This window comes from Bradyrhizobium sp. USDA 4452 (assembly GCF_054063575.1).
In genome coordinates, this window is sequence record NZ_JBSSGK010000001.1 from 736,265 (window position 1) to 757,887 (window position 21,623).

Consider the following 21,623-nt stretch of genomic DNA (forward strand, 5'->3'; position numbering starts at 1 on the left):
CGGGCGATCCAGTATTCCAGAGACGGTTGTGCTTGAGCCGTTAGGCCGCGTAGTACTGGGTCCCCGGTCGAGCCGGGGGACGACACTGAGAATGCGGCGCGGCACTACGCCTTCTTCTTCACGTCCTTGACGTTGGAGAAGGTGATGCCCTCGGCCCGCTCGCGGGTGTAGCCGAGATAGAACTCGTTCTTGGCCATGAACACCGGATCTCCGTCGACATCGTCGGCGATGCCGGAATTGTTGGCGGCGACGAAGGCATCGAGCTTCTTGCGGTCGTCGGACGAGATCCAGCGCGCCAGCGAGAATTCGCTGACCTCGAACTCGACCGGCAGCGAATATTCTGCATCGAGCCGCGCCTTCAGCACGTCGAGCTGCAGCGGGCCGACCACGCCGACCAGCGCCGGCGCGCCGTCGCGCGGACGGAACACCTGCACGACGCCCTCCTCCGACATCTGCTGCAAGGCTTCCTTCAGCTTCTTGGCCTTCATCGCATCGGTCAGGCGAACGCGGCGGACGATTTCCGGCGCGAAGCTCGGCACACCGACGAAGGTCAGATCCTCGCCCTCGGTCAGGGTGTCGCCGATCCGCAAGGTGCCGTGGTTGGGAATGCCGACAACGTCGCCGGCGAAGGCCTCGTCCGCCACCGAGCGATCCTGGGCGAAGAAGAATTGCGGGCTCGACAGGCTCATGTTCTTGCCCGTGCGAACCAGCTTGGCCTTCATGCCGCGGCTGAGTTTTCCGGAGCATAGCCGGGCGAAGGCGATGCGGTCGCGATGGTTCGGATCCATGTTGGCCTGGATCTTGAATACGAACGCGCTCATGCGCGGCTCTGAAGCCTCGACCTTGCGCAGATCGGAATCCTGCGCGCGCGGCGCCGGTGCGAACTTGCCGAGGCCTTCGAGCAAATCGCCGACGCCGAAATTGCGCAGCGCGCTGCCGAAATAGACCGGCGTCAGGTGGCCCTCTCGGAACGCCGCGAGCTCGAACGGCTTGCAGGCTTCCGAGACCAGCGCGAGCTCGTCCTTGACCTCGGCGACGTCGAGATTGGGGTTGCGCTTGCCGAGATCGGCGATGTCGATCTGCTCAGTGGCGCCGGTCTTGGCGCCGCCGCCCTCAAGCAGCCGCACGCCGCCATTGACGACGTCGTAGGTGCCGAGGAAGTCGCGGCCACGGCCGACCGGCCAGGTCATCGGCGTGGTGTCGAGCGCCAGCGTCTTCTCGATCTCGTCGAGCAGCTCAAAGGTGTCGCGGCTCTCGCGGTCCATCTTGTTGATGAAGGTGATGATCGGGATGTCGCGCAACCGACACACCTCGAACAGTTTTCGGGTGCGCGCCTCGATGCCCTTGGCGGCGTCGATCACCATGACCGCGGAATCGACCGCGGTCAGCGTGCGATAGGTGTCTTCCGAAAAGTCCTCGTGGCCCGGCGTGTCCAGGAGGTTGAACACCAGGTCGTTGAACTCGAAGGTCATCACCGAGGTGACGACCGAGATGCCGCGCTCGCGCTCGATCTTCATCCAGTCCGAGCGCGTGTTGCGACGCTCGCCCTTTGCCTTGACCTGACCCGCGAGGTTGATGGCGCCGCCGAACAGCAGCAGCTTTTCCGTCAGCGTGGTCTTGCCGGCGTCCGGGTGCGAGATGATCGCGAAGGTGCGCCGGCGCGCCACTTCCTCAGACAGTGGCGAGCGGGACGGCGATTCGGTTGAAACAGCGGTATCGGACATGGCGGGGCAGCGTTTGGCAGGGAAAACGGGCGCAATCAAGGGCGTTTTGTCGCAATGCGGAATGGCCGCACCATCCTCATATAGGCATGGGAAGGACGACCTTTCCTCACCATACCATCCGCGGGGACGACCCTGCCTTATCCGGAGGGTTCGTCATGGCCTGGGCCATTCTGTTCACCGCGGGCCTGCTCGAGATCGGCTGGGCGATCGGGCTGAAATATACCGACGGTTTCTCGCGGCTGGTGCCGTCGGTGCTGACATTGGCGGCGATGGCCGGCAGCGTGATCCTGCTCGGCATCGCGCTGAAGACGCTGCCGATTGGAACCGCCTATGCGGTCTGGACCGGGATCGGCGCGGTCGGCACGGCGGCGCTCGGCATCATCCTGCTCGGCGAACCCGCAACCGCGATGCGGCTTGCCAGCATCGGGCTGATCGTCGCCGGCATCGTCGGGCTGAAGCTGGTCGGATAGTTATTTGAGGACCTGCACCGCCCAATAGGTCGCGGCGGCGACCGCGGCCGACGCCGGGATCGTGATCACCCAGGCATAGACGATCGAGCTCGCCACGTTCCAGCGCACGGCGGAGAGCCGCCGTGCCGCGCCGACGCCGACGATGGCGCCGGTGATGGTGTGGGTGGTCGATACCGGCACCCCGAGATAGGTCGCGATGAACAGGGTCGCGGCGCCGCCGGTTTCGGCGCAGAAGCCCTGCATCGGCGTCAGCTTGGTGATCCGCAGCCCCATGGTGCGGACGATCCGCCAGCCCCCCATCAAGGTGCCGAGCGCCATCGCGCTCTGGCAGGCGAGCACCACCCAGAACGGGATCTCGAAGGTGTCGCCGAGATGGCCCTGCGAATAGAGCAGCACGGCGATGATGCCCATGGTCTTCTGCGCGTCGTTGCCGCCATGGCCGAGCGAATAGAGCGAGGCCGAGGCGAATTGCAGGATGCGGAAGGCGCGATCGACCGCGAACGGCGTCGAGCGCACCGACAGCCAGGACACGATCGCAACCAGCACCAGCGCCAGCAGGAAGCCGACCAGCGGCGACAGCACGATCGCGAGCAAGGTCTTGGTCAGCCCGCTCCACACCGCCGCCGAGATGCCCGCCTTCGCCATGCCGGCGCCGACCAGGCCGCCGATCAGCGCGTGCGAACTCGACGAGGGAATGCCCAGCGCCCATGTGATCACGTTCCAGACGATCGCGCCGACCAGTGCAGCGAAGATCACGGTCGCGTCCACCACCGCCGGATCGATGATCCCGGTGCCGATCGTGTTGGCAACGTGCAGGCCGAACACCGCGAAGGCGACGAAGTTGAAGAAGGCCGCCCAGAACACCGCATATTGCGGCCGCAGCACCCGGGTCGAGACGATGGTTGCGATCGAGTTCGCGGCGTCGTGCAGCCCGTTCAGGAAATCGAACAGCAGCGCGACCGCGATCAGAATGGTCAGGACGGGAAGACCCAGCGTGGCGTCCAACTGATGGCCCTGCCCTAAACCTGTTCAATCACGATCGAATTGATCTCGTTGGCGACATCGTCGAAGCGGTCTGCCACCTTCTCGAGGTGATCGTAGATCTCCGCGCCGACAATGAAGTCCATCGTGTTGGCGTCGCGGTGCTTCAGGAACAACTCCTTGAGCCCGATGTCCTGGAGATCGTCGACCCGGCCCTCGAGCTTGGTCAGCTCCTCGGTGATCTGGGTCAGCATCGAGACGTTGTGGCCGATCGATTGCAGCAGTGGCAGCGCGCGGCCGACCAGATTGGCGCATTCGACGATCAGGCCGCCCATCTCGCGCATCGGCGGCTCGAACTCGCGCACCTCGAACAGCATCACCGCCTTGGCAGTCGCCTGCATCTGGTCGACCGCGTCGTCCATCGCGGTGATCAGGTTCTTGATGTCGCTGCGGTCGAACGGGGTGATGAAGGTGCGGCGGACCGCGGTCAGCACTTCGCGGGTGACGCTGTCGGCATCGTTCTCGAACTGATTGACGCGCTGGCAATAGACCGGCGTTTCCTCCCCGCCCCTCAGCATGTCCTGCAGCGCCTTCGCACACTGCACGGAGGTCTGGGCGTGGCGGGCGAACAGGTCGAAAAATCGCTCTTCCTTGGGCAGGAAAGCGCGAAACCAGCGCAGCATGTCTCAGTTCCATCGTTCCGGGACAGCCCTTTTAGCGACTGTCACAAAACTGTCATAGAACAAATTGCGCTGAATGCGCCCGGGCTTGACTGCCCGAATGGGCGGTCATCCACTGCTATATCGAAGGAGGCCGCGGTCCCCTGCCCCTAAAGCGACCGGCGCAGCAGGTGGGCCAGCTCGCCGACCAGGCCGCGCCGGAACAAGAGCACGCAGGCCACGAAGATCACGCCCTGGATCACCGTCACCCACTGGCCGAAACCGGCGAGATATTGCTGCATGGCAATGATCACGAACGCGCCGACCACCGGTCCGAAGATGGTGCCGAGGCCGCCGACCAGCGTCATCAGCACGATTTCACCGGACATCGACCAGTGCACGTCGGTGAGCGAGGCGTTCTGCGCCACGAACACCTTCAGCGAGCCGGCAAAGCCCGCCAGCGTGCCCGACAGGATGAAGGCCAGCAACTTGTACTGGTCGGTCTTGTAGCCGAGCGAAATCGCGCGCGGCTCGTTCTCACGGATCGACTTCAGCACCTCGCCGAACGGCGAGTTGATGGTGCGGTAGATCAAGAGGAAGCCGGCGAGAAAGCCGACCAGCACGACGTAATAGAGCACGATCGGCTTGGAGAGATCGAAGATCCCGAGCAGGTGGCCCTGCGGGATGCCCTGGATGCCGTCTTCACCGTGGGTGAACGGCGCCTGCAGATAGAGGAAGTAGAGCAGCTGCGACAGCGCCAGCGTGATCATAGAGAAGTAGATGCCCTGCCGCTTGATCGAGATGTAGCCGGTGACGAGGCCGAGCAAGGCCGCCGCGGCGGTGCCGACCACGATGCCGAGCTCCGGCGACAGCCCCCACACCTTCAGCGCATGCGCCGAGACGTAGCCGGCGGTGCCGAGGAACATGGCGTGGCCGAACGACAGCAGGCCGCCATAGCCGATCAGGAGGTTGAACGCGCAGGCGAGCAGCGCAAAGCACAGCGCCTGCATCACGAAGAAGGGATAGACCCCCGTGAACGGCACCACCGCCAGCAGCGCCGCCATCACGGCGAATACGATCATCTCGTCGCGCATCGCGCGCGGCGTCATCGGAAGTGTATCGTCGGTCAATGCTGACATATCAGGCCGCCCGTCCCGTCAGTCCCGTTGGCTTCACCAGCAACACCACCACCATCAGGACAAACACCACGGTGTTGGAGGCCTCGGGATAAAAATACTTGGTCAGTCCCTCGATCACGCCGAGCGCGAAACCGGTGATGATCGAACCCATGATCGAGCCCATGCCGCCGATCACGACCACCGCGAACACCACGATGATGAGATCGGCGCCCATCAGCGGGCGGACCTGGTTGATCGGCGCCGACAGCACGCCGGCGAGCGCGGCAAGACCGACGCCGAGCCCGTAGGTCAGCGTGATCATGCGCGGCACGTTGATGCCGAAGGCCCGCACCAGCGTCGGGTTCTCGGTGGCCGCGCGCAAGTAGGCGCCGAGCTGCGTCTTCTCGATCAGGAACCAGGTCGCAAGGCACACCACCAGCGAGAAGATCACCACCCAGCCGCGATAGATCGGCAGGAACATGAAGCCGAGATTGACGCCGCCCTTGAGCTGATCCGGGATCGAGTAAGGCAGGCCCGAGGAGCCGAAATAGTTCTGGAACACGCCCTGCACGATCAGCGCGATGCCGAACGTCAACAGCAATCCGTAGAGATGGTCGAGGCCGGCGAGCCATTGCAGCATGGTCCGCTCCAGGATCATGCCGAAGATGCCGACGATGACAGGAGCGATGAGCAGCGCCCACCAGTAGTTGATGCCGCCCAGATTGAGCAGGAAATACGCCACGAAGGCGCCCATCATGTAGAGCGCGCCGTGCGCGAAATTGATGATGTTGAGCATGCCGAAGATGACGGCGAGCCCCAGACTGAGCAGCGCGTAGAACGAGCCGTTGATCAGTCCCACCAGAAGCTGTGCGTAGAGAGCCTGCATCGAATGAGCTTTCGCTGGATAGATGAAGCCCGCCGGCCACGCGCATGGCCGGCGGGCATGATCGTCACTTCTTCAGAAGCGCGCAGGCGCTCTTGTCGAGCGGCGTGAAGGCCTGGTTGCCGGGCACGGTGCCGACCAGCTTGTAGAAGTCCCATGGACCCTTGGACTCCGAGGGCTTCTTCACCTCGAACAAATAGGCGTCGTGGGTGACGCGACCGTTGGCCTCGACCTCGCCCTTGCCGAACAGCGGATCGTCGGTCGGGATGGTCTTCATCTTGGCGACCACCTTGGCGCCGTCATGCGGATTGCCGCCGAGCGCTTCCAGCGCCTTGAAGTAATGCAGCAGGCCCGCATAGACGCCGGCCTGCACCATGGTCGGGGGCGCGCTGTTCTTCATCCGCTCCGAGAAACGCTTGGAGAAGGCGCGGGTGTTGTCGTTGAGGTCCCAGTAGAAGGTCTCGGTGAAGTTGAGGCCCTGCGCGGTCTCGAGCCCGATCGCCTTGACGTCGGTGAGGAACAGCAGCAGCGCCGCGAGCTTCTGACCGCCCTTGACGATGCCGAACTCGGCCGCCTGCTTGATCGAGTTGGTGGTGTCGCCGCCGGCATTGGCGAGACCGATGATCTTGGCCTTGGAGGCCTGCGCCTGCAGCAGGAACGAGGAGAAGTCGGCGGTGTTGAGCGGATGCTTGACGCCGCCGACCACCTTGCCGCCATTGGCTGTTATGACCGCGGTGGTGTCACGCTCCAGCGCCGCGCCGAACGCGTAGTCCGCGGTCAGGAAGAACCAGGTGTCTCCGCCCGCCTTCACCAGCGCCTGGCCGGTGGCATGAGCGAGCATGTAGGTGTCGTAGGTCCAGTGCACCGTGTTCGGCGTGCACTGCGCGTTGGTGAGGTCGGAGGTCGCAGCGCCCGAATTGATGTAGACGCCGTTCTTCTCCTTGACGACGTTGTTGACCGCGAGCGCGACGCCGGAATTCGGCACGTCGACGATGGTGTCGACCTTGTCGACGTCGAACCACTGGCGGGCGATGGTGGTGCCGATATCGGGCTTGTTCTGGTGATCGCCGGAGATCAGGTCGATGGTCCAGCCCTTGGCCTTGAGGCCACTATCCTCGATCGCCATCTGCGCCGCCAGCGTCGAGCCGGGGCCCGCGAGGTCGGCATAGAGGCCGGACTGATCGGACAGCACGCCGATCTTGACTGTCTTGTCGTCGGCGGAGGCGACGCCTGCGACGGAGAGCACCATCGCGGTGCCGAGCAGAAGCGCTGAAATCGTATTCCTCATGGCGTATTCCCTCAGTTCTTAAATTTTCTGGCTCCGGCGGTTTCAAACGCCGAGATAGGTATGCAGCTTGTCCATGTTGGCCGACAGCTCCGAATTGGCGAAGCCGTCGATCACCTTGCCGTGCTCGACGATGTAGTAGCGGTCGGCAACGGTCGAGGCGAAGCGGAAATTCTGTTCGACCAGCAGGATGGTGAAGCCCTGCGACTTCAGGCGCGCAATGGTGTGCCCGATCTGCTGGATGATGACCGGCGCCAACCCTTCGGTCGGCTCGTCCAGCATCAGAAAGCGCGCGCCGGTGCGCAGGATGCGCGCAATCGCCAGCATCTGCTGCTCGCCGCCCGAAAGCTTGGTGCCCTGGCTGGTGAGACGCTCCTTCAGATTCGGAAACAGCGTGAAGATCTGGTCGAGCGGCAGGCCGCCCGGACGCACCACCGGCGGCAGCATCAGGTTCTCGCGCACGTCGAGACTGGAGAAGATGCCGCGCTCCTCGGGGCAGAATGCGATGCCGAGCCGCGCGATCTTGTCGGAGGTGGCGCGGATGATCTCCTTGTTGTCGAAGCGGATCGAGCCGGAGCGCTTGCCGATCACGCCCATGATCGACTTCAGCGTCGTGGTCTTGCCGGCGCCGTTGCGGCCGAGCAGCGTCACCACCTCGCCGGCCCTCACGTTGAAATTGATGCCGTGAAGAATGTGCGATTCGCCGTACCAGGCCTGCAAATCGCCGACCGTCAGCACCTCGGCGCCGGCCGCAGCCACGGGCCTCTCCGCCAGTTTTGCCTCAGCCATGACCCGCTCCCAGATAGGCTTCCTTCACGCGCTCGTCCTTGGAGAGGTCGGCGTAATTGCCCTCCGCCAGCACCTGCCCGCGCGTCAGCACGGTGATGATGTCGGAGAGATTGGCCACCACCGAGAGGTTATGTTCGACCATCAGGATGGTGTATTTGGCGGAGATCCGCTTGATCAGCGCCGCGATCTTGTCGATGTCCTCGTGGCCCATGCCGGCCATCGGTTCATCGAGCAGCATCATCTCGGGGTCGAGCGCGAGCGTCGTTGCAATTTCAAGTGCGCGCTTGCGGCCGTACGGCATCTCGACCGCCGGCGTGTTGGCGAACTCGCTGAGGCCGACGTCGTTCAAGAGCTCATGGGCGCGCGGGTTGAAGCGGTCGAGCACGCTCTTCGAACGCCAGAAATCGAATGACGCACCGTGCTGGCGCTGCAGCGCCACGCGCACGTTTTCGAGCGCGGTCAGATGCGGAAAGACCGCCGAAATCTGGAACGAGCGGACGAGGCCGAGCCGCGCCACGTCGGCCGGCGGCATCGCGGTGATATCCTGGCCCTTGTAGCGAATCTGCCCGCCCGTCGGCTTCAGGAATTTGGTCAGCAGGTTGAAACAGGTGGTCTTGCCGGCGCCGTTCGGCCCGATCAACGCATGGATACTGCCGCGACGCACCTTCAGCGCAACGTCGCGAACGGCAAAGAAACCCGCGAATTCCTTGGTCAATCCGCTGGTTTCGAGAATGAACTCATCGGCCAAATAGATTCCCCCATACGCCATCGCCGCGAAGCGCGTCGCCCGCGTGGCCAGCTCTTTTTCGTGTCCGACAGGATGTCCGCAACGTCTTGGAAACCGTCCGGGTCCTGCCGCCTCCGGGCCGGAATATGCCGTCATCTGTGGCGGTTACGCAAGGTGGAAAGCTGTGCAGTGCAGTATTGGCACGACCAGTTCCGGTTGATCCTTAGTCGAATGGTATTTGAGCGCGCTTTGCGCCTCAGAAAGCCGGCGTTAAGCGTGTTTTGCTCCGGTCATTCCCCTTCATAGAATATTTCCGCCTCGCGCCGAAACTCCGGCCCATTGTATTGTGAACAGTCAGAGCCTTGCATTTCGCACGCGCCAATTCCTCCACCGTCAAATCGATCCGGCACCTTATGCCTTCGGTCAGACCCTCGACACGGCAGCACAGCCGCCGCAGCCACTTGAATTCGATTAGCCCATGCCATTCAAGAGTGCCGATCCATCGGTGATCAAATCGATCACGCAGCGGGTGCTGCTGAACGCCTGGCTGCGCGCGGTGCGCATGCCGGACGCCCTTCCGTTGCTGTGCGACTTCCATACCGACGGCAGCGCCGACGAGCGCGCCGACATGATGGGGTTCGACGTGGTCGGCAGCGGCGAGGACGCCCGCTTCCTGATCACGCAGGAAGGCGCGCGGCTGACGACGGCCTATGGCAACGAGCACGTCGAGCCACGGTTGCGCACCAACCGCTATCTCGATGACGCGATCGGCCCGGAGCGCTATGCCGGCGTCATCCTGTCCTATCGCGCCTGCCTCGCGCGCAAGCGACCGACCTACACCATTGCGGAGCTGACCGACGCCGACGGCAAGGATGTGTCCTACGAGCGGCTGCTGCTGCCGTTCGGGCGCGGCGACCGCGTCGACCACATCATCGGCTCCTACAAGGCGATCAGCATCGAGGGCGGCTTCCGGCTGCACGATCTGATGGGCGTGAAGGCGAAGTCGGTCCCGGTCGTCACGATGCGGGCGGTGATCGATCGCAGGTTCGTGCCGGCGGATCGGCCGGCGAGCCAGGATTCGGTCGAGCTGATCTAGGACGCGTCAGCCCTTCTTGCGCGCCTTCGCCGGCACTTCCTTGGCGTAGATATCCGGCTTGAAGCCGACCACGCGTTTGGACCCAAGGTCGAGCACCGGACGCTTGATCATCGAGGGCTGCTCGGCCATCAGTGCCAGCGCCTTGCGCTCGTTCAAACCTTCCTTGTCGGCATCGGGCAGCTTCTTGAAGGTGGTGCCGGCGCGGTTGAGCAGCGTCTCCCAGCCGACCTCGTCGCTCCACTGTTTGAGCTTGTCCTTGGCGATGCCGGCCGTCTTGTAGTCGTGGAAGTCGTAGGCGACGCCGTGATCGTCGAGCCAGCTGCGTGCCTTCTTCATGGTGTCGCAGTTCTTGATGCCGTAGATGGTGATGGTCAAGGCCGTTCCCCGCATGCGATTGCGGCGGGGAAACTAACCCCGCAGCAATGACAGCGCCAGATCAGAGCGTGCCGCTCTCCACACCGATCTTGCCGGTGCTTAATGCGCGTAGTGCGTGAAGACGAAATCGTGATCGCTGGCGTGGGCTTCGTGGCAGGCGAAGCAGGTCTCGTGCTGCGCGGCATCGACCGGCTTGCCGTCGATGAAGCGGCCGAACCCCCAGCCTCCGGTCGAAGCATATTTGACGGAGTCCTTGACCATGACCTGGACCGTGGTCGCCGGCCCCGTGATGAAGGCGCCGTCGAGGCCCGCAACCGGCTTGCGCTTCCAGGCGAGTTTCACCAGCACGGTGCCGTCGGGAAAGCGCGCAGCGCCGTCCTGATAGGCTTTCACGGCGGCCGCGTTGCCGAGCACGCTGCGCAGCTCGTCGAGCCCGGTCTCTTCGCCGACCGCGATCAGCTTCCAGTTGCGATAGCCTTCCGGGATTTTCACGCCGAAGATCGGCGATGCCAATGCCGCATCATCGGCATGCCCGACCGCAAATGGCAATGACGCGCTGATGCAGGCTGCCGCGATCGCGGCAGCTGCCCATTTCACAACCTGTTTCATGATCCGGGCTCGGCTCAGATCTTGCTGACGTCGATGATGGCCTGGGTGAAGGCCTGCGGCGCTTCCTGCGGCAGATTATGGCCGATGCTGCCGGGCAGCTGGCGATGCTCGTAATGCCCGGAGAACTTCTTGGCATAGGCCGCCGGCTCCGGATGCGGCGCGCCGTTGGCATCGCCCTCCATCGTGATGGTCGGGATCGCGATGACAGGCGCCTGGGCCAGCGTCTTCTCGAACGCGTCGTACTTCGCCTCGCCCTCGGCGAGACCGAGCCGCCAGCGGTAATTGTGGATCACGATGTCGACGTGATCGGGATTCTCGAAGGCAACGGCGCTGCGATCATAGGTGGCGTCGTCGAACTTCCACTGCGGCGAGGCCAGTTGCCAGATCAGCCTGTTGAAGTCGTGCCGGTTCCTGGCATAGCCCTCGCGGCCGCGCTCGGTCGCGAAATAGAACTGGTACCACCATTGCAGTTCGGCCTTCGGCGGCAGCGGCACCTTGCCGGCTGCCTGGCTGCCGATCAGATAGCCGCTGACCGACACCATGGCCTTGCAGCGCTCGGGCCACAGCACCGCCATGATGTTGGCGGTGCGCGCGCCCCAGTCATAGCCGCCGAGCACGGCCTTCTCGATCTTCAAGGCATCCATCAGCGCGATGATGTCGGCGGCCACCGCGACCGGCTGGCCGCTGCGCTTGGTATCACTGGAGAGGAAGCGCGTGCTGCCGTAGCCGCGCAGATGCGGCACGATCACGCGGTAGCCGGCCTCGGCCAGCGCCGGCGCGACGTCGGCATAGCTGTGGATGTCGTAGGGCCAGCCGTGCAGCAGGACCACGGCGGGACCTGATGCCGGACCCATCTCGACATAGCCGGTATCGAGCACGCCGGCCTTGATCTGCTTGACCGGACCGATCGTGGTGTGGCTACCGGCCTTGACCGCAGGCAGCGCCGTGTTGGCTTGAGCCTGAACCGATCCGATCAAGCCGAGCCTGGATACGGCAAGGATTCCGCCCGCGATGCCGAGGAAGCGGCGGCGCTGTTGATTGACGGATTGCGACATGGCGATCTCCTTAAAGTCTGTGCCGGGACTGACTATTGCAGAGACCGACCCCCTCCGCTTTCAGAGGACGTGGATTTATCCTTCAGACCGTCGTGATTTTGGCCGCACGCCGGCTGTGCTAGGTTCGCCCCGCATTCAGCCGCCGGCCGCCGGACTTTCAAATTTTGACCTACTATTTCAACGACTTGACCCTCGATTCCGGGCGCCGGGAGCTGCGCCGCGGCGACGCCCTGGTGGCCGTCGAGCCGCAGGTCTTCGACCTGCTCGAGTTCCTGATCCGCGCCCGCGACCGCGTGGTCAGCCGCGACGAGGTGCTGGCCGCCGTCTGGCATGGGCGGATCGTCTCGGAAGCGACGCTCTCCAGCCGGGTCAATGCGGCACGGACCGCGATCGGCGACAATGGCGAAGAGCAGCGGCTGATCCGCACCCTGCCCCGGAAGGGCCTGCGCTTCGTCGGCGATGTCAGGGAGCACAGCGCGGTCGATCATCCGGTTGCGGACAAAGCCGCCGCGTCGCGGCCGAGCGAGGGCCCGTCGATCGCGGTGCTGCCTTTCACCAATATGAGCGGCGATCCGGAGCAGGATTATTTCGCCGACGGGATCGCCGAGGACATCACCACCGCGCTGGCGCGTTGCAGCCGCCTCACCGTGATCGCGCGCAACTCCGCCTTCACCTACAAGGGCAAGGCGGTCGATATCCGCCAGGTCGGGCGCGATCTCGGCGTCGGCTATGTGCTCGAAGGCAGTGTCCGCCGCGGCGGCGACCGGCTGCGCATCACCGGACAGCTGATCGACGCCGTCTCCGGCGCGCATCTGTGGGCCGACCGCTTCGACGGCGCGGCGACCGACGTGTTCGACCTCCAGGACCGCATCACCGAGACCGTGGTCGGCGCGATCGAGCCGACCTTGCTGGTCGCCGAAGCCGAGCGGGTGCGGACAGCGCCGCCGGACAGGCTCGACGCCTACGACCTGCTGCTGCGTGCCTACAGCCTGAGATACGAGTTCACGCCCGAGAGCATGCAAGCCGCGCTCGGTTGCCTCGACCAGGCGCTGGCGCTCGACCCGAATTACGCGCCGGCGCTGGCGGCGTCGGCCTATTGCCACGCGATGCGCCACGTCCAGGGGTGGCTAAAGCCGAACGACGCCTACCGGGAACGCGCGGTCGCGCAGGCCTGGCGCGCGGTCGAGCTCGCACCGGGTGATCCGCAGGTGCTGTGGATGGCGGCGTTCGCGATCTGGAACATGGCCGACGAGATCGAGCCCGCGCGCGAATTGTTCGAGCGGTCGCTGGCGATCAACCCGAACTCGGCGATGGCGCTGGTGCTCTGCGGCTGGATCGAGGCGATGCGCGGCAACCAGCAGGCCGGCCGCGCCATGATCGAGCGCGCGCAACGGCTGAACCCGCGCGATCCGCGCGGCTGGTTCGCCTCCGCGGCACTGGCGATCTGCGCGGTGCTCGATAGCAACTTTGCCGAAGCCGTGACGTGGGCCGACAAGGCGCTGGCGCAGAACCGCCGTTTCGCGGTCGCCCTGCGCGTCCTGATCGTGGCGCTGGTGAAGACCGGCGAGACCGAGCGCGCGACCCAGACCGCGCGCGAACTGCTCAAGGTCGATCCGGAGTTTTCGATTTCCGGATTCCTGTCGCGGATTCCCTTCCCAATGGAAGCGATGTCTGCGACCTATCGTGAGACCCTCAAGGCCGCCGGCGTCCCGGATTGACGTCGCCCCGAGCACCCGACGATCATTCACCAGTGGTGGGCCGGACGACCCGTCCGGCGAAACACGACCGAGCAGTGTCACCAGGTGATCAATGGAGCGCGATGCAGCCAAGCATCACTGCACAGTTGATCCAGAACGAACGCCGCAACGTCTTGTCGCGAGATGCTTCCGCCACGAAAGCCGGAGAGATCAGTCAGGGCTCGGACCTGTCCGCGGCCAGGCTTGTCGTTCAGGACGGAGGGACGCACGAGGACCCAGTCGAGACCGCTGTCCCTCACGATGGCTTCCTGCCTGTCCTTGTCGGCGTACACCTTCTTCAGCAGAAGCGGAAAGATCACCTTGTCGAACACGAAGCCGCCGTGCCCGCGGCTATCGCCGGCGCCGATCCCCGTGATGGTGACCAGGCGAGAGACATGCTCGGCCTTCATCGCCTGAACGAGCGCACGCGTCGCGGTCGATAACAGCGTTACTTCGCGGAATGGACTCGCCGGCGTGCCGAGCGCGCTGACGACGGCGTCCTGTGCGTTGAGAGCTTCGCGAAGCAACTTCTCGTCGCGCACATCGCCAACAACGAGGCGTGCGCCGCCCAGATCGCCGGCCTTTTCCGGTGACCTCACAAGCGCGGTGACCTGATGACCGCGGGCCAGCGCCTGCTTGACGATCTGACGTCCGGTGCCGCCGGTCGCTCCAAGTACCAGTATCCTGGCCAAGGACGTCTTCGCGCTGTTGTCCGTCAAAGTATTCATTGATGCCTCCATGAACAGGGGCGCCTTCCTGGAGGCGAACCCGCTGTCTCGATTTCGGTATGGGGTTGGGTCGCGTGCGTGGGAGGCTTGCTCCCACGCGTGCAACGATCACGCTCGATCGACGAAGGGATAGTCGGTGTAACCTTCGGCACCGCCTCCGGCGTAGAACAGGGCAGACCTCACCTCGTTGAAGGGCGCGCCGGTCCTGAGGCGATCGACGAGGTCCGGATTGGCCAGCGCCATGACACCGAGCGCCTCGATGTCGGCAAGTCCCGCGGCCACATCCGCACCGACCTGCTCGCGCGTGCGGCCCGGACGGTTGACGATCAACGTGCCGCCAAGCGCCTTGCGGATGTCAACAAGAAGCGGATCGTTGCGCACGTAGAGGACGTGCACATAGGCAAGGCCCATCTTGTCGAACTCCTTCGCCAGATGACGGTAGAGATCGTCGTTGTCCTGGCCCTCTGCGATGCCGTTGGTGGGGATGCCCGGCGAGAGGCGGATCGCGGTCTTCTCCGGGCCAATGGCATCCGCGATGGCGCGAACCACTTCGACGGCGAACCGCGCGCGATTTCCCATCGAGCCGCCATACCGGTCGGTGCGGTGGTTGGCGTTCGGCGCAAGGAATTGATGGACCAGATACCCGTTGGCACCGTGTACTTCGACGCCATCGGCCCCGGCTTCGACGGCACGTCTGGCCGCGTGCGCGAAGTCCGCAACGGTCTGCCTGACTTCGTCGGTGGTCAGTTCGCGCGGCTCGGGAATGGGCTGTATGCCCTTCATCGTGAACATGTCCACACCGGGCGCGACGGCCGACGGCGCGACCGGCTGCCGATGATGCGGCGTGTTGTCGGGGTGGGACATGCGGCCGACATGCATGAGCTGGACGAACAGGCGTGCTCCGGCAGCGTGGACAGCATTCGTGACCTTGCGCCAGCCGGCGACGTGGTCGCCAGTGTAGATGCCCGGCGTCGCCAGATAGCCTTGTCCGTCGGCAGATGGCTGTGTGCCCTCGCTGATCAGAAGGCCCATGGTGGCGCGCTGGGCATAGTATTCCGCCGCCAGATCGCCCGGCGTGCCGTCGGGCTTCGCCCGGCTGCGCGTCATTGGCGCCATGGCCAGTCGATGCGGCAACTGCATGTTGCCCAGTTTGATCGGAGACCAGATATCGGTCATGCGACTTCTCCTGTGGTGCTTTGTTCGGCGTTCAAAGGGAATTGGTCAGAGCGCGCCGTCGGCGAGCAGCTCCCGGGTGCGCTTGAGCGTCGACACGAGAGCGGCCCTGTAGCCGTTGTCGCTATCGAACTGCGACTGCTCGGCCTGCTCCTCGGGACCGTCCGGCTGCTTTCCACGGAGGCCGAGGTAGCAGTAGAATGTGAGCAGCAGTTCGCCGGCCTCATTCTCAACGATCTCGTTGATAATGGCGCCCTCGCGCGGGCCGGTGGCCTGGAAGAACGTGACCTTGCTCTGCGGCTCGAGCGCTATGATCTCGCGCAGGTCAGCGCCGGCGATCGTTGCTTCTCGCACGAAGTGCGTCGCGCTCTCCTCGATGACGTCGCAGCGCGTGCAGAGGCCTGGTGGCAGGAACAGGCGGGCGTCACGCGCCTTGAGCTCGAGCCCCTTCCAGACCTGATCGCGGGTCAGCCTCGTTTCACCCTGCGGGTTCACCGGGACGGTGGCGGTCGAATAGATCATGACGATGGTCCTTGTTTCTGTGGTTGCGTGTTCGGCCACGACAGCTGCGCCGAACGGGTTGGCAGCCACGAAACTAGTGATCCATATGAGTGACGATAGCCGTCTGTTTTGGACACTTCGTCTCACCAGTGAGACGAATGCTGCGCTTGGTGCAATCGGCTCGTAAACCGCCTGCGCAGCTGAGCGTCGAAGCGGCCCTTCGCCCGCACCTTAAGAGGAGCAAACCCTGAGATTGTTCGAGAGCTGCGTGCTGGCGGCTCAAGCCGAGCCGCGCTGATCCAACGCGGTGCTCTGCTGTTCGGGCTCAAGGGCGCCACAACGCCAATGGCGGCCTGGCTGGATCGACAACGCTGCGGCGGTCGAGCCCTCGGCTGCCGCCGGTTACGATCGCAATCCTTTCCGATGTTCGAGAACAGTCACAGGACTCACTCGGACCGTTCGAGGTTAGTGAGCCCCCGGCGGGTTAGTGATCCGCGGTTTCGTCAAAATGCGCTATATTTGCTCAGACCGTCTCAAGGATGGAACAAATGGATTTGCTTGCCCTCGCCGATTTCAACCTTGTCGCGCGGCACGGAGGCTTCGGGCGTGCGGCCCGAGCGTCCGGGCGGCCGAAGGCCACGCTCTCTCGCCGGGTTTCCGAGCTGGAAAGCGGCCTCGACCTCCGGTTGTTCGAACGCGGAACACGCGCCTTGAAGCTCACCCAGGAAGGGCGTGCGCTTCACGAGCGGACTGGCGCGCTGCTCGCCGAGCTCGAAGAGAGCACGGCTGCGATCGCCTCGGGCGGCGACAAGCCGCGGGGACGGCTGCGGGTCAGCGCACCTCTGCTGTTTTCGCAAACCGCGATGGGAAAGCTCGCCGCTGCATTCTCACTGAAATATCCGGAGATCCGGCTCGAGATCACAACGGAAGATCGCTCCGTCGACATGATCGAGGAAGGCTACGATCTCGTAATCAGGGTCAATCCGGATCCGGACGAAACACTCGTCGGACGCGTCCTGATGCGCGACCGGCTGGTGGTGGTGGCGAGTCCCGAGCTGAAGCGTCCCAAGGCCGATCGCGCCGTTCCGAGCGTCGTAAGGGGTGCGAACGATCTCGGCCCTGCCTGGGACGTCACCGCACGAGGGCGGAAAGTTCGGATTGCGACCGATCCGGTGCTTCGCCTGTCGTCGCTCGTCATGATCCGCGATGCGGTCCGTGCGGGCGTTGGCGTCGCGCGCCTTCCCGTCTCGCTGGTCAGTCACGACCTTGGCGCCGGCAAACTGATCCATTGGGGCGACGTCGACGGGCCGCCAATCGCGCTCTGGGCGCTCTACCCGTCGCGCAGACTGCTAAGCGCCCGAGTGTCGGCCTTCCTCGACTTCCTCAAGGCGGCCTTTCCCGCCGGTACGCCCGAAGAACTCGCAGCCTTCATCGATTGAGTTTGCCGCCTCCTCCCGCTCTCCACCCCTTCGACGATTTGCATGGCGCGGGACGCGGAGCACGTCTACTCATAGCCCTTGCCCGTGAGGGACCTTTCGCAACTACTCAATCGGCCCTGCTCCGATGCTGCGGGCACTACAATCCCGGTGACCTCGCCGCCCAGGCCTTGGTGGCCTGGCAGCTTTCCATCGCTCTGAGGTAGGCAGGGCGTGCCGTCGTGCGGGCGAGATAGTCCCGCTCCGTAGAGCCGGGAACGTAGTTGCCGGTTCGCAGGCCAAGCAAGAGGGCGTAGCTCACCGAGATATCGGCCGCAGTGAATCGGTCGCCGGCGAGATAGGGACAATCCGCGAGGCGGCGGATAACCAACCCCAGCCGGCTCTCGAAGGTCTCGCGTGCCCAGCGGGTAACCCGGGCGTCTCGCTCGGCTTCGGGCGCCAGTTGGCGACCGACAATGACGGCGTTCATCGACCCGGCGAGCCCGGCCTCGCCCAAGTGGAGAAATTGCAGATAGGACGCGAAGGCGGGATCATCCGGCGCGACCGCAAGCGAGCCCGAGCCGTGGCGGGCGAGCAGGTACTCGAGAATCGCGATCGATTCGACCATGATCGTCTCGCCGTCCTGCAGCACGGGAATGAAGCCGGCGGGATTGATCGCGAGGAAATCGCGATCCTTCTCGGCCGCGAGCAGATCGACCGGACGCAGCCGATAAGCCAATCCCAGTTCCTCGAGCAGCCAAACGACGCGGAAGCCGCGACCTTCGCCATAGACAGTGAGCATGGTTATGCATTCCTGGATTGGGCTGGTGGACTCTGTACTCATGAGCAATCAGCCATGTCTGCTTGCTCCGATACTTACGGCCTCATTACAACCGCTGCAAAGTGTCGGGAAGAGCCGGCAGGCGACGTTCGCTAAATCAAACAGGCGAGCAGCTCAGGCACCTTTCCTTCTTACGCATAGAGCGCACCGGTGAAGCTGCCGAGAGCAACGATGAAGAGAACCACAACCCCAGGGCTCGTGCTGGAAAACACGCAGTTAAAAATGCGACGATAACCATGAGGGTTATGGTGATGCTGCCGATTGCACCCAGAAGATCGCCCTGTTGATTCATGGCCGCGCGCCGAAGCAGACGTCGAATACTCGTCTTCAGCCGCCGCTTGTGAGATGACCTCGACAGCTGACTGACTGTTGGCGTGTCGGCTAGCATCTCATGATCCTCTGCTCAGTTGCGCACGAAGTAGAGCGGCGTTCTGAGCGTCAGCTGGTAGGCGGGCTTCGGCACCCACATGATCTCGGCCGTCACGCCAAACAGGCGATTGTCGTTGTCATCCATCCGGTCGATATCGAATCGCAAGACGGGCTCGGTGAAGGACTTGACGAGCGTGACGTTCTGAAGCTCAGCGCCGCCGAACCATTGAACGCCGACGCGGCCCGTGAATTTCCAATTGTTCGGCCATTGGTAATAGCCGCCGACATAGCCGGTGATACTCGGATGGATGCTTGCCAACGGGGAGTTGATCGCAACATGCACATCTTGCACGCCGGCCAGCAATCCCCGGGTCTCGTCCTTGTCGAACGCGTAGCTCAGTTCGAAAATGTTGTTGAATGTCGTCGTGCCAACCGGCCCATTCGGGATCGCCTGTGTAATGGTTGATTGCCAGGTCAAGGTCGGAATCGTGCCGCCGTTTTGCTTGTAGAGTTCGGCCTGAAATCCGATGTTCCAGCTCGTGATCGTCGCCTGCGACCAGCCGGTGTCGGCGGTACCGGTTGAACTGGCTGACAGGCCTGTGTAGAGCGACACACCATCGGTCACGTCGACGGTCATTGGAAGATCGACAACGACTGCCCGAGCCGAGGGCAGCGGCAAGCCGCTCGAACCTGTCGGGAGGCCAGTGGCCCTTGATAGCGCAAGTGATTGCAATGCCGTGACCAGAGCCGGATTACCAAATCCGATCGCCAGCGAGCCGGCAGGGATGCTCGCGAACGCTGTTCTCATATCGAGGTAGGTATTGGGCGCCTTGGATGCCTTATTCGCCCCGCCGTCGTCCTCATCATCCCCGGCAAGGACACGGCCGGCGAAGCAGACGCAGACAACACTAACCAGAGCTGCTTTCAGGCAGGCTGAAACAATGACGAATGTCCGGGTTCGGACTTTTGCAGCGGCCGACAAAATGCTCTCCCGAATGAAGCTCCGAAGCGTGGGATCGCTGGCAATGGATCGGGAGTTTAGCCAGGCCAGATCACCTACGCAATTGACCGGTGGTCCGTTCGATCCTTCTATGAACTCCGTCTTGATCGGCCAGCCAGATCGCGATCAACGCGCGATGTTTTGGAGACGCAAACTTGTGTGTCTAATAGGCGAATTCGGTCGGAGGACAGCGGCCTAGGCTGGGCCGCGAATACGGCGCATTCCCTCGCCCGCCTGCGAAGTGGAAGCCTCGGTTACAGAAGCCCGCAACGCCAAATGCGGCAGCGTTGGGCCGAGGGACACCCGGGTGGTTTCGGAATATTAGAAATGTATCCCTGAGTTGCCCGACGTGTCAAGTCGGCATTCGAGCGCCGGCGGGCGCCCGCCGGCTACTGTGCATGGGGTTGTTTTCGACATTTTTGCTGGCGCCCCCGCGACGCCCCACAACTTCATATTGCCCTAGCCGGAGCCGCCCGGCTCCAGCGCCTCGCCGAGCTGGAGCGGATGGGCCATCGTCTCGTGCAGCGCGTCCTTGTCGAGCTCGCCCTCGGAGAGGCTGATCACGACGCAGGCGACGCCGTTGCCGATCAGATTGGTGAGCGCGCGGCACTCGCTCATGAACTTGTCGATGCCGACCAAGATCGCGATCGACTGGATCGGAATGTCGGGCACGATCGACAGCGTCGCGGCGAGCGTGATAAAGCCGGCGCCGGTGACGCCGGAGGCGCCCTTCGAGGTGATCATGGCGATGCCGAGGATGCCAAGCTCCTGCCAGATCGTCAGATGGGTGTTGGTGGCCTGCGCCAGGAACAGCGTCGCCAGCGTCATGTAGATGTTGGTGCCGTCGAGATTGAAGCTATAGCCGGTCGGCACCACGAGGCCGACCACCGAGCGCGAGGCGCCGAGATGCTCCATCTTCTGGATCATCTGCGGCAGCACCGTCTCCGACGACGAGGTGCCGAGCACGATCAGCAGCTCGTCCTTGATATAGGCGATGAAGCGGATGATCGAAAAGCCTGCCAGCCGCGCGATGGCGCCAAGCACGATCAGCACGAACAGGATGCTGGTCAGATAGAAGGTGGCGATCAGCGCCGCCAGATTCACCAGCGAGCCGAGGCCGTAGGCGCCGACGGTGAAGGCCATCGCGCCGAACGCGCCGAGCGGTGCGACGCGGACGATCATCCGGATGATGCCGAAGAACATCTTGGACGCCTTGTCGATCGCCTCGGCGATCGGCTCGCCCGGCTTGCCCATCAGGGCAATGGCAAATCCCGACAGGATCGAGATCAACAGCACCTGCAGCAGGTCGCCGCGCGCCAGCGCGCCGAAGAAGCTGTCGGGGATGATCGCCATCAGATGCGCGACGATGCCCTGCTCCTTCGCCTGGGTCACGTAGGTGGAGACCGACTTCGGATCGATCGTGGCGGGATCGATGTTGAAGCCGCGGCCAGGCTGCAGCAGCTCGCCGATCAGCAAACCGACCGCGAGCGCGACCGTCGACACCGCCTCGAAATAGATCAGCGCCTTCAGCCCGACCCGGCCGACCCGCTTGAGATCGCCCATCGAGGAGATGCCGTGCACCACGGTGCAGAAGATCACCGGCGCGATCATCATCTTGATCAGCGCGATGAAGCCGTCGCCGAGCGGCTTCAGCTGCTTGCCGAGGCCGGGATAGAAATACCCGATCAAGACGCCGGCGAAAATCGCGATCAACACCTGGATGTAGAGGATCTTGTACCAGGGCTGGTGCTTGTGATGGGCGGCGGGCTTGATCGCGTCTGTGGTCATGAGGTGCCCCGGGCTGGAATGAACTCAACTGGTGATGCCATCTTGGCGGAGCCGTGCGCAAGCGACAATGGTCATTCGCGCTGCCGCGCGCGCACACGAATCTGTCATAGACTACGGCCGGCTCGCACCCGGAGGCTGAGATGGAATTCACCGCACTGTTTCTCGCCATCACCATCGCCATGCTGGCGGCCTGGCATGGCCCGCGTCCGGTCGCGATCGGGTTGTTCGCGGTGATCCTGGCCGCTTGCGTCGCGACGTTGCTGCACCACGCCACCGACCGGCTCACGCTGTCGTTCTGAGG

22 protein-coding genes are annotated in these 21,623 nt (G+C 63.9%); 5 read left to right on the forward strand and 17 right to left on the reverse strand.

Annotated elements, in window-relative coordinates; all coding sequences use genetic code 11:
- Nucleotides 1-104: 104 nt before the first annotated feature.
- A complete protein-coding gene (locus ACVISU_RS03805) occupies nucleotides 105-1,724 on the reverse strand; it encodes a peptide chain release factor 3 (protein ID WP_456706051.1) in 1,620 nt (539 codons plus the stop codon).
- A gap of 155 nt (nucleotides 1,725-1,879) precedes the next feature.
- Here ACVISU_RS03805 and sugE point away from each other — a divergent pair, with 155 nt between their 5' ends.
- Nucleotides 1,880-2,194 carry a quaternary ammonium compound efflux SMR transporter SugE gene (sugE, locus tag ACVISU_RS03810; RefSeq protein WP_050406469.1) on the forward strand — a complete coding sequence of 105 codons (315 nt, stop codon included), beginning with the start codon at nucleotides 1,880-1,882 and terminating at the stop codon, nucleotides 2,192-2,194.
- On the opposite strand, the gene ACVISU_RS03815 is transcribed toward sugE, so the two are convergent.
- The 7 genes from ACVISU_RS03815 to ACVISU_RS03845 all read right to left on the reverse strand — a co-directional run bounded on the left by ACVISU_RS03815 (nucleotide 2,195) and on the right by ACVISU_RS03845 (nucleotide 8,657).
- The gene (locus tag ACVISU_RS03815; protein WP_050406470.1) at nucleotides 2,195-3,199 is read right to left on the reverse strand and encodes an inorganic phosphate transporter; all 1,005 of its coding nucleotides are present in this window, start codon (nucleotides 3,197-3,199) and stop codon (nucleotides 2,195-2,197) included.
- A gap of 14 nt (nucleotides 3,200-3,213) precedes the next feature.
- Entirely contained in the window at nucleotides 3,214-3,858 is a 645-nt protein-coding gene (locus ACVISU_RS03820; RefSeq protein ID WP_050406471.1) for a DUF47 domain-containing protein, read from the reverse strand.
- A 146-nt stretch (nucleotides 3,859-4,004) separates the two neighbouring features.
- Entirely contained in the window at nucleotides 4,005-4,973 is a 969-nt protein-coding gene (locus tag ACVISU_RS03825) for a branched-chain amino acid ABC transporter permease (RefSeq protein WP_050406472.1), read from the reverse strand.
- A 1-nt stretch (nucleotide 4,974) separates the two neighbouring features.
- Nucleotides 4,975-5,838, reverse strand: coding sequence for a branched-chain amino acid ABC transporter permease (locus tag ACVISU_RS03830; protein ID WP_050406473.1), 864 nt, complete (start codon nucleotides 5,836-5,838; stop codon nucleotides 4,975-4,977).
- Between the two features lie 64 nt (nucleotides 5,839-5,902).
- Entirely contained in the window at nucleotides 5,903-7,123 is a 1,221-nt protein-coding gene (locus ACVISU_RS03835) for an ABC transporter substrate-binding protein (protein ID WP_063695159.1), read from the reverse strand.
- Nucleotides 7,124-7,165: 42 nt separating this feature from the next.
- On the reverse strand, nucleotides 7,166-7,909 hold the full coding sequence (locus ACVISU_RS03840; RefSeq protein ID WP_050406474.1) for an ABC transporter ATP-binding protein: 744 nt from the start codon (nucleotides 7,907-7,909) through the stop codon (nucleotides 7,166-7,168).
- Complete coding sequence (locus ACVISU_RS03845; protein ID WP_050406475.1) at nucleotides 7,902-8,657, reverse strand: ABC transporter ATP-binding protein; 756 nt, start codon at nucleotides 8,655-8,657, stop codon at nucleotides 7,902-7,904. The genes ACVISU_RS03840 and ACVISU_RS03845 overlap by 8 nt, the downstream gene beginning before the upstream one ends.
- A gap of 457 nt (nucleotides 8,658-9,114) precedes the next feature.
- Between ACVISU_RS03845 and ACVISU_RS03850 the strand changes: the two genes are divergently transcribed.
- The gene (locus ACVISU_RS03850; protein ID WP_050406476.1) at nucleotides 9,115-9,732 is read left to right on the forward strand and encodes a hypothetical protein; all 618 of its coding nucleotides are present in this window, start codon (nucleotides 9,115-9,117) and stop codon (nucleotides 9,730-9,732) included.
- A gap of 6 nt (nucleotides 9,733-9,738) precedes the next feature.
- Here the strand turns inward: ACVISU_RS03850 and ACVISU_RS03855 are convergent, their stop codons facing one another.
- The 3 genes from ACVISU_RS03855 to ACVISU_RS03865 form a co-directional block, all read right to left on the reverse strand.
- A complete protein-coding gene (locus tag ACVISU_RS03855) occupies nucleotides 9,739-10,107 on the reverse strand; it encodes an ArsC family reductase (protein WP_157113178.1) in 369 nt (122 codons plus the stop codon).
- Between the two features lie 99 nt (nucleotides 10,108-10,206).
- A complete protein-coding gene (locus ACVISU_RS03860) occupies nucleotides 10,207-10,716 on the reverse strand; it encodes a cytochrome P460 family protein (RefSeq protein ID WP_456706052.1) in 510 nt (169 codons plus the stop codon).
- 14 nt (nucleotides 10,717-10,730) lie between these two features.
- Entirely contained in the window at nucleotides 10,731-11,771 is a 1,041-nt protein-coding gene (locus ACVISU_RS03865; RefSeq protein ID WP_456706053.1) for an alpha/beta fold hydrolase, read from the reverse strand.
- A 164-nt stretch (nucleotides 11,772-11,935) separates the two neighbouring features.
- Between ACVISU_RS03865 and ACVISU_RS03870 the strand changes: the two genes are divergently transcribed.
- A complete protein-coding gene (locus tag ACVISU_RS03870; RefSeq protein ID WP_456706054.1) occupies nucleotides 11,936-13,489 on the forward strand; it encodes a winged helix-turn-helix domain-containing tetratricopeptide repeat protein in 1,554 nt (517 codons plus the stop codon).
- 77 nt (nucleotides 13,490-13,566) lie between these two features.
- Here ACVISU_RS03870 and ACVISU_RS03875 read toward each other — a convergent pair whose 3' ends face one another.
- The 3 genes from ACVISU_RS03875 to ACVISU_RS03885 all read right to left on the reverse strand — a co-directional run bounded on the left by ACVISU_RS03875 (nucleotide 13,567) and on the right by ACVISU_RS03885 (nucleotide 15,930).
- Nucleotides 13,567-14,235, reverse strand: a complete 669-nt coding sequence (locus ACVISU_RS03875; RefSeq protein ID WP_456706055.1) for an NAD(P)-dependent oxidoreductase — start codon at nucleotides 14,233-14,235, stop codon at nucleotides 13,567-13,569.
- 108 nt (nucleotides 14,236-14,343) lie between these two features.
- The gene (locus ACVISU_RS03880; protein WP_456706056.1) at nucleotides 14,344-15,411 is read right to left on the reverse strand and encodes an alkene reductase; all 1,068 of its coding nucleotides are present in this window, start codon (nucleotides 15,409-15,411) and stop codon (nucleotides 14,344-14,346) included.
- Nucleotides 15,412-15,456: 45 nt separating this feature from the next.
- Nucleotides 15,457-15,930 carry an SRPBCC family protein gene (locus ACVISU_RS03885; protein WP_456706057.1) on the reverse strand — a complete coding sequence of 158 codons (474 nt, stop codon included), beginning with the start codon at nucleotides 15,928-15,930 and terminating at the stop codon, nucleotides 15,457-15,459.
- Nucleotides 15,931-16,457: 527 nt separating this feature from the next.
- On the opposite strand from ACVISU_RS03885, the gene ACVISU_RS03890 reads away from it, so the two are divergent.
- Entirely contained in the window at nucleotides 16,458-17,348 is an 891-nt protein-coding gene (locus tag ACVISU_RS03890; RefSeq protein WP_050406607.1) for a LysR family transcriptional regulator, read from the forward strand.
- Between the two features lie 136 nt (nucleotides 17,349-17,484).
- Here the strand turns inward: ACVISU_RS03890 and ACVISU_RS03895 are convergent, their stop codons facing one another.
- The 3 genes from ACVISU_RS03895 to ACVISU_RS03905 all read right to left on the reverse strand — a co-directional run bounded on the left by ACVISU_RS03895 (nucleotide 17,485) and on the right by ACVISU_RS03905 (nucleotide 21,322).
- On the reverse strand, nucleotides 17,485-18,126 hold the full coding sequence (locus ACVISU_RS03895) for a glutathione S-transferase family protein (RefSeq protein ID WP_050406484.1): 642 nt from the start codon (nucleotides 18,124-18,126) through the stop codon (nucleotides 17,485-17,487).
- A 442-nt stretch (nucleotides 18,127-18,568) separates the two neighbouring features.
- Nucleotides 18,569-19,516 (reverse strand): hypothetical protein, encoded by a 948-nt coding sequence (locus tag ACVISU_RS03900; RefSeq protein ID WP_456706058.1) that lies wholly within the window; start codon nucleotides 19,514-19,516, stop codon nucleotides 18,569-18,571.
- A 477-nt stretch (nucleotides 19,517-19,993) separates the two neighbouring features.
- Nucleotides 19,994-21,322: a dicarboxylate/amino acid:cation symporter gene (locus tag ACVISU_RS03905; RefSeq protein WP_063695160.1), complete on the reverse strand. Its 1,329-nt coding sequence runs from the start codon at nucleotides 21,320-21,322 to the stop codon at nucleotides 19,994-19,996.
- Between the two features lie 140 nt (nucleotides 21,323-21,462).
- Here ACVISU_RS03905 and ACVISU_RS03910 point away from each other — a divergent pair, with 140 nt between their 5' ends.
- Nucleotides 21,463-21,621, forward strand: coding sequence for a DUF5993 family protein (locus tag ACVISU_RS03910; RefSeq protein ID WP_172803475.1), 159 nt, complete (start codon nucleotides 21,463-21,465; stop codon nucleotides 21,619-21,621).
- Nucleotides 21,622-21,623 lie beyond the last annotated feature (2 nt).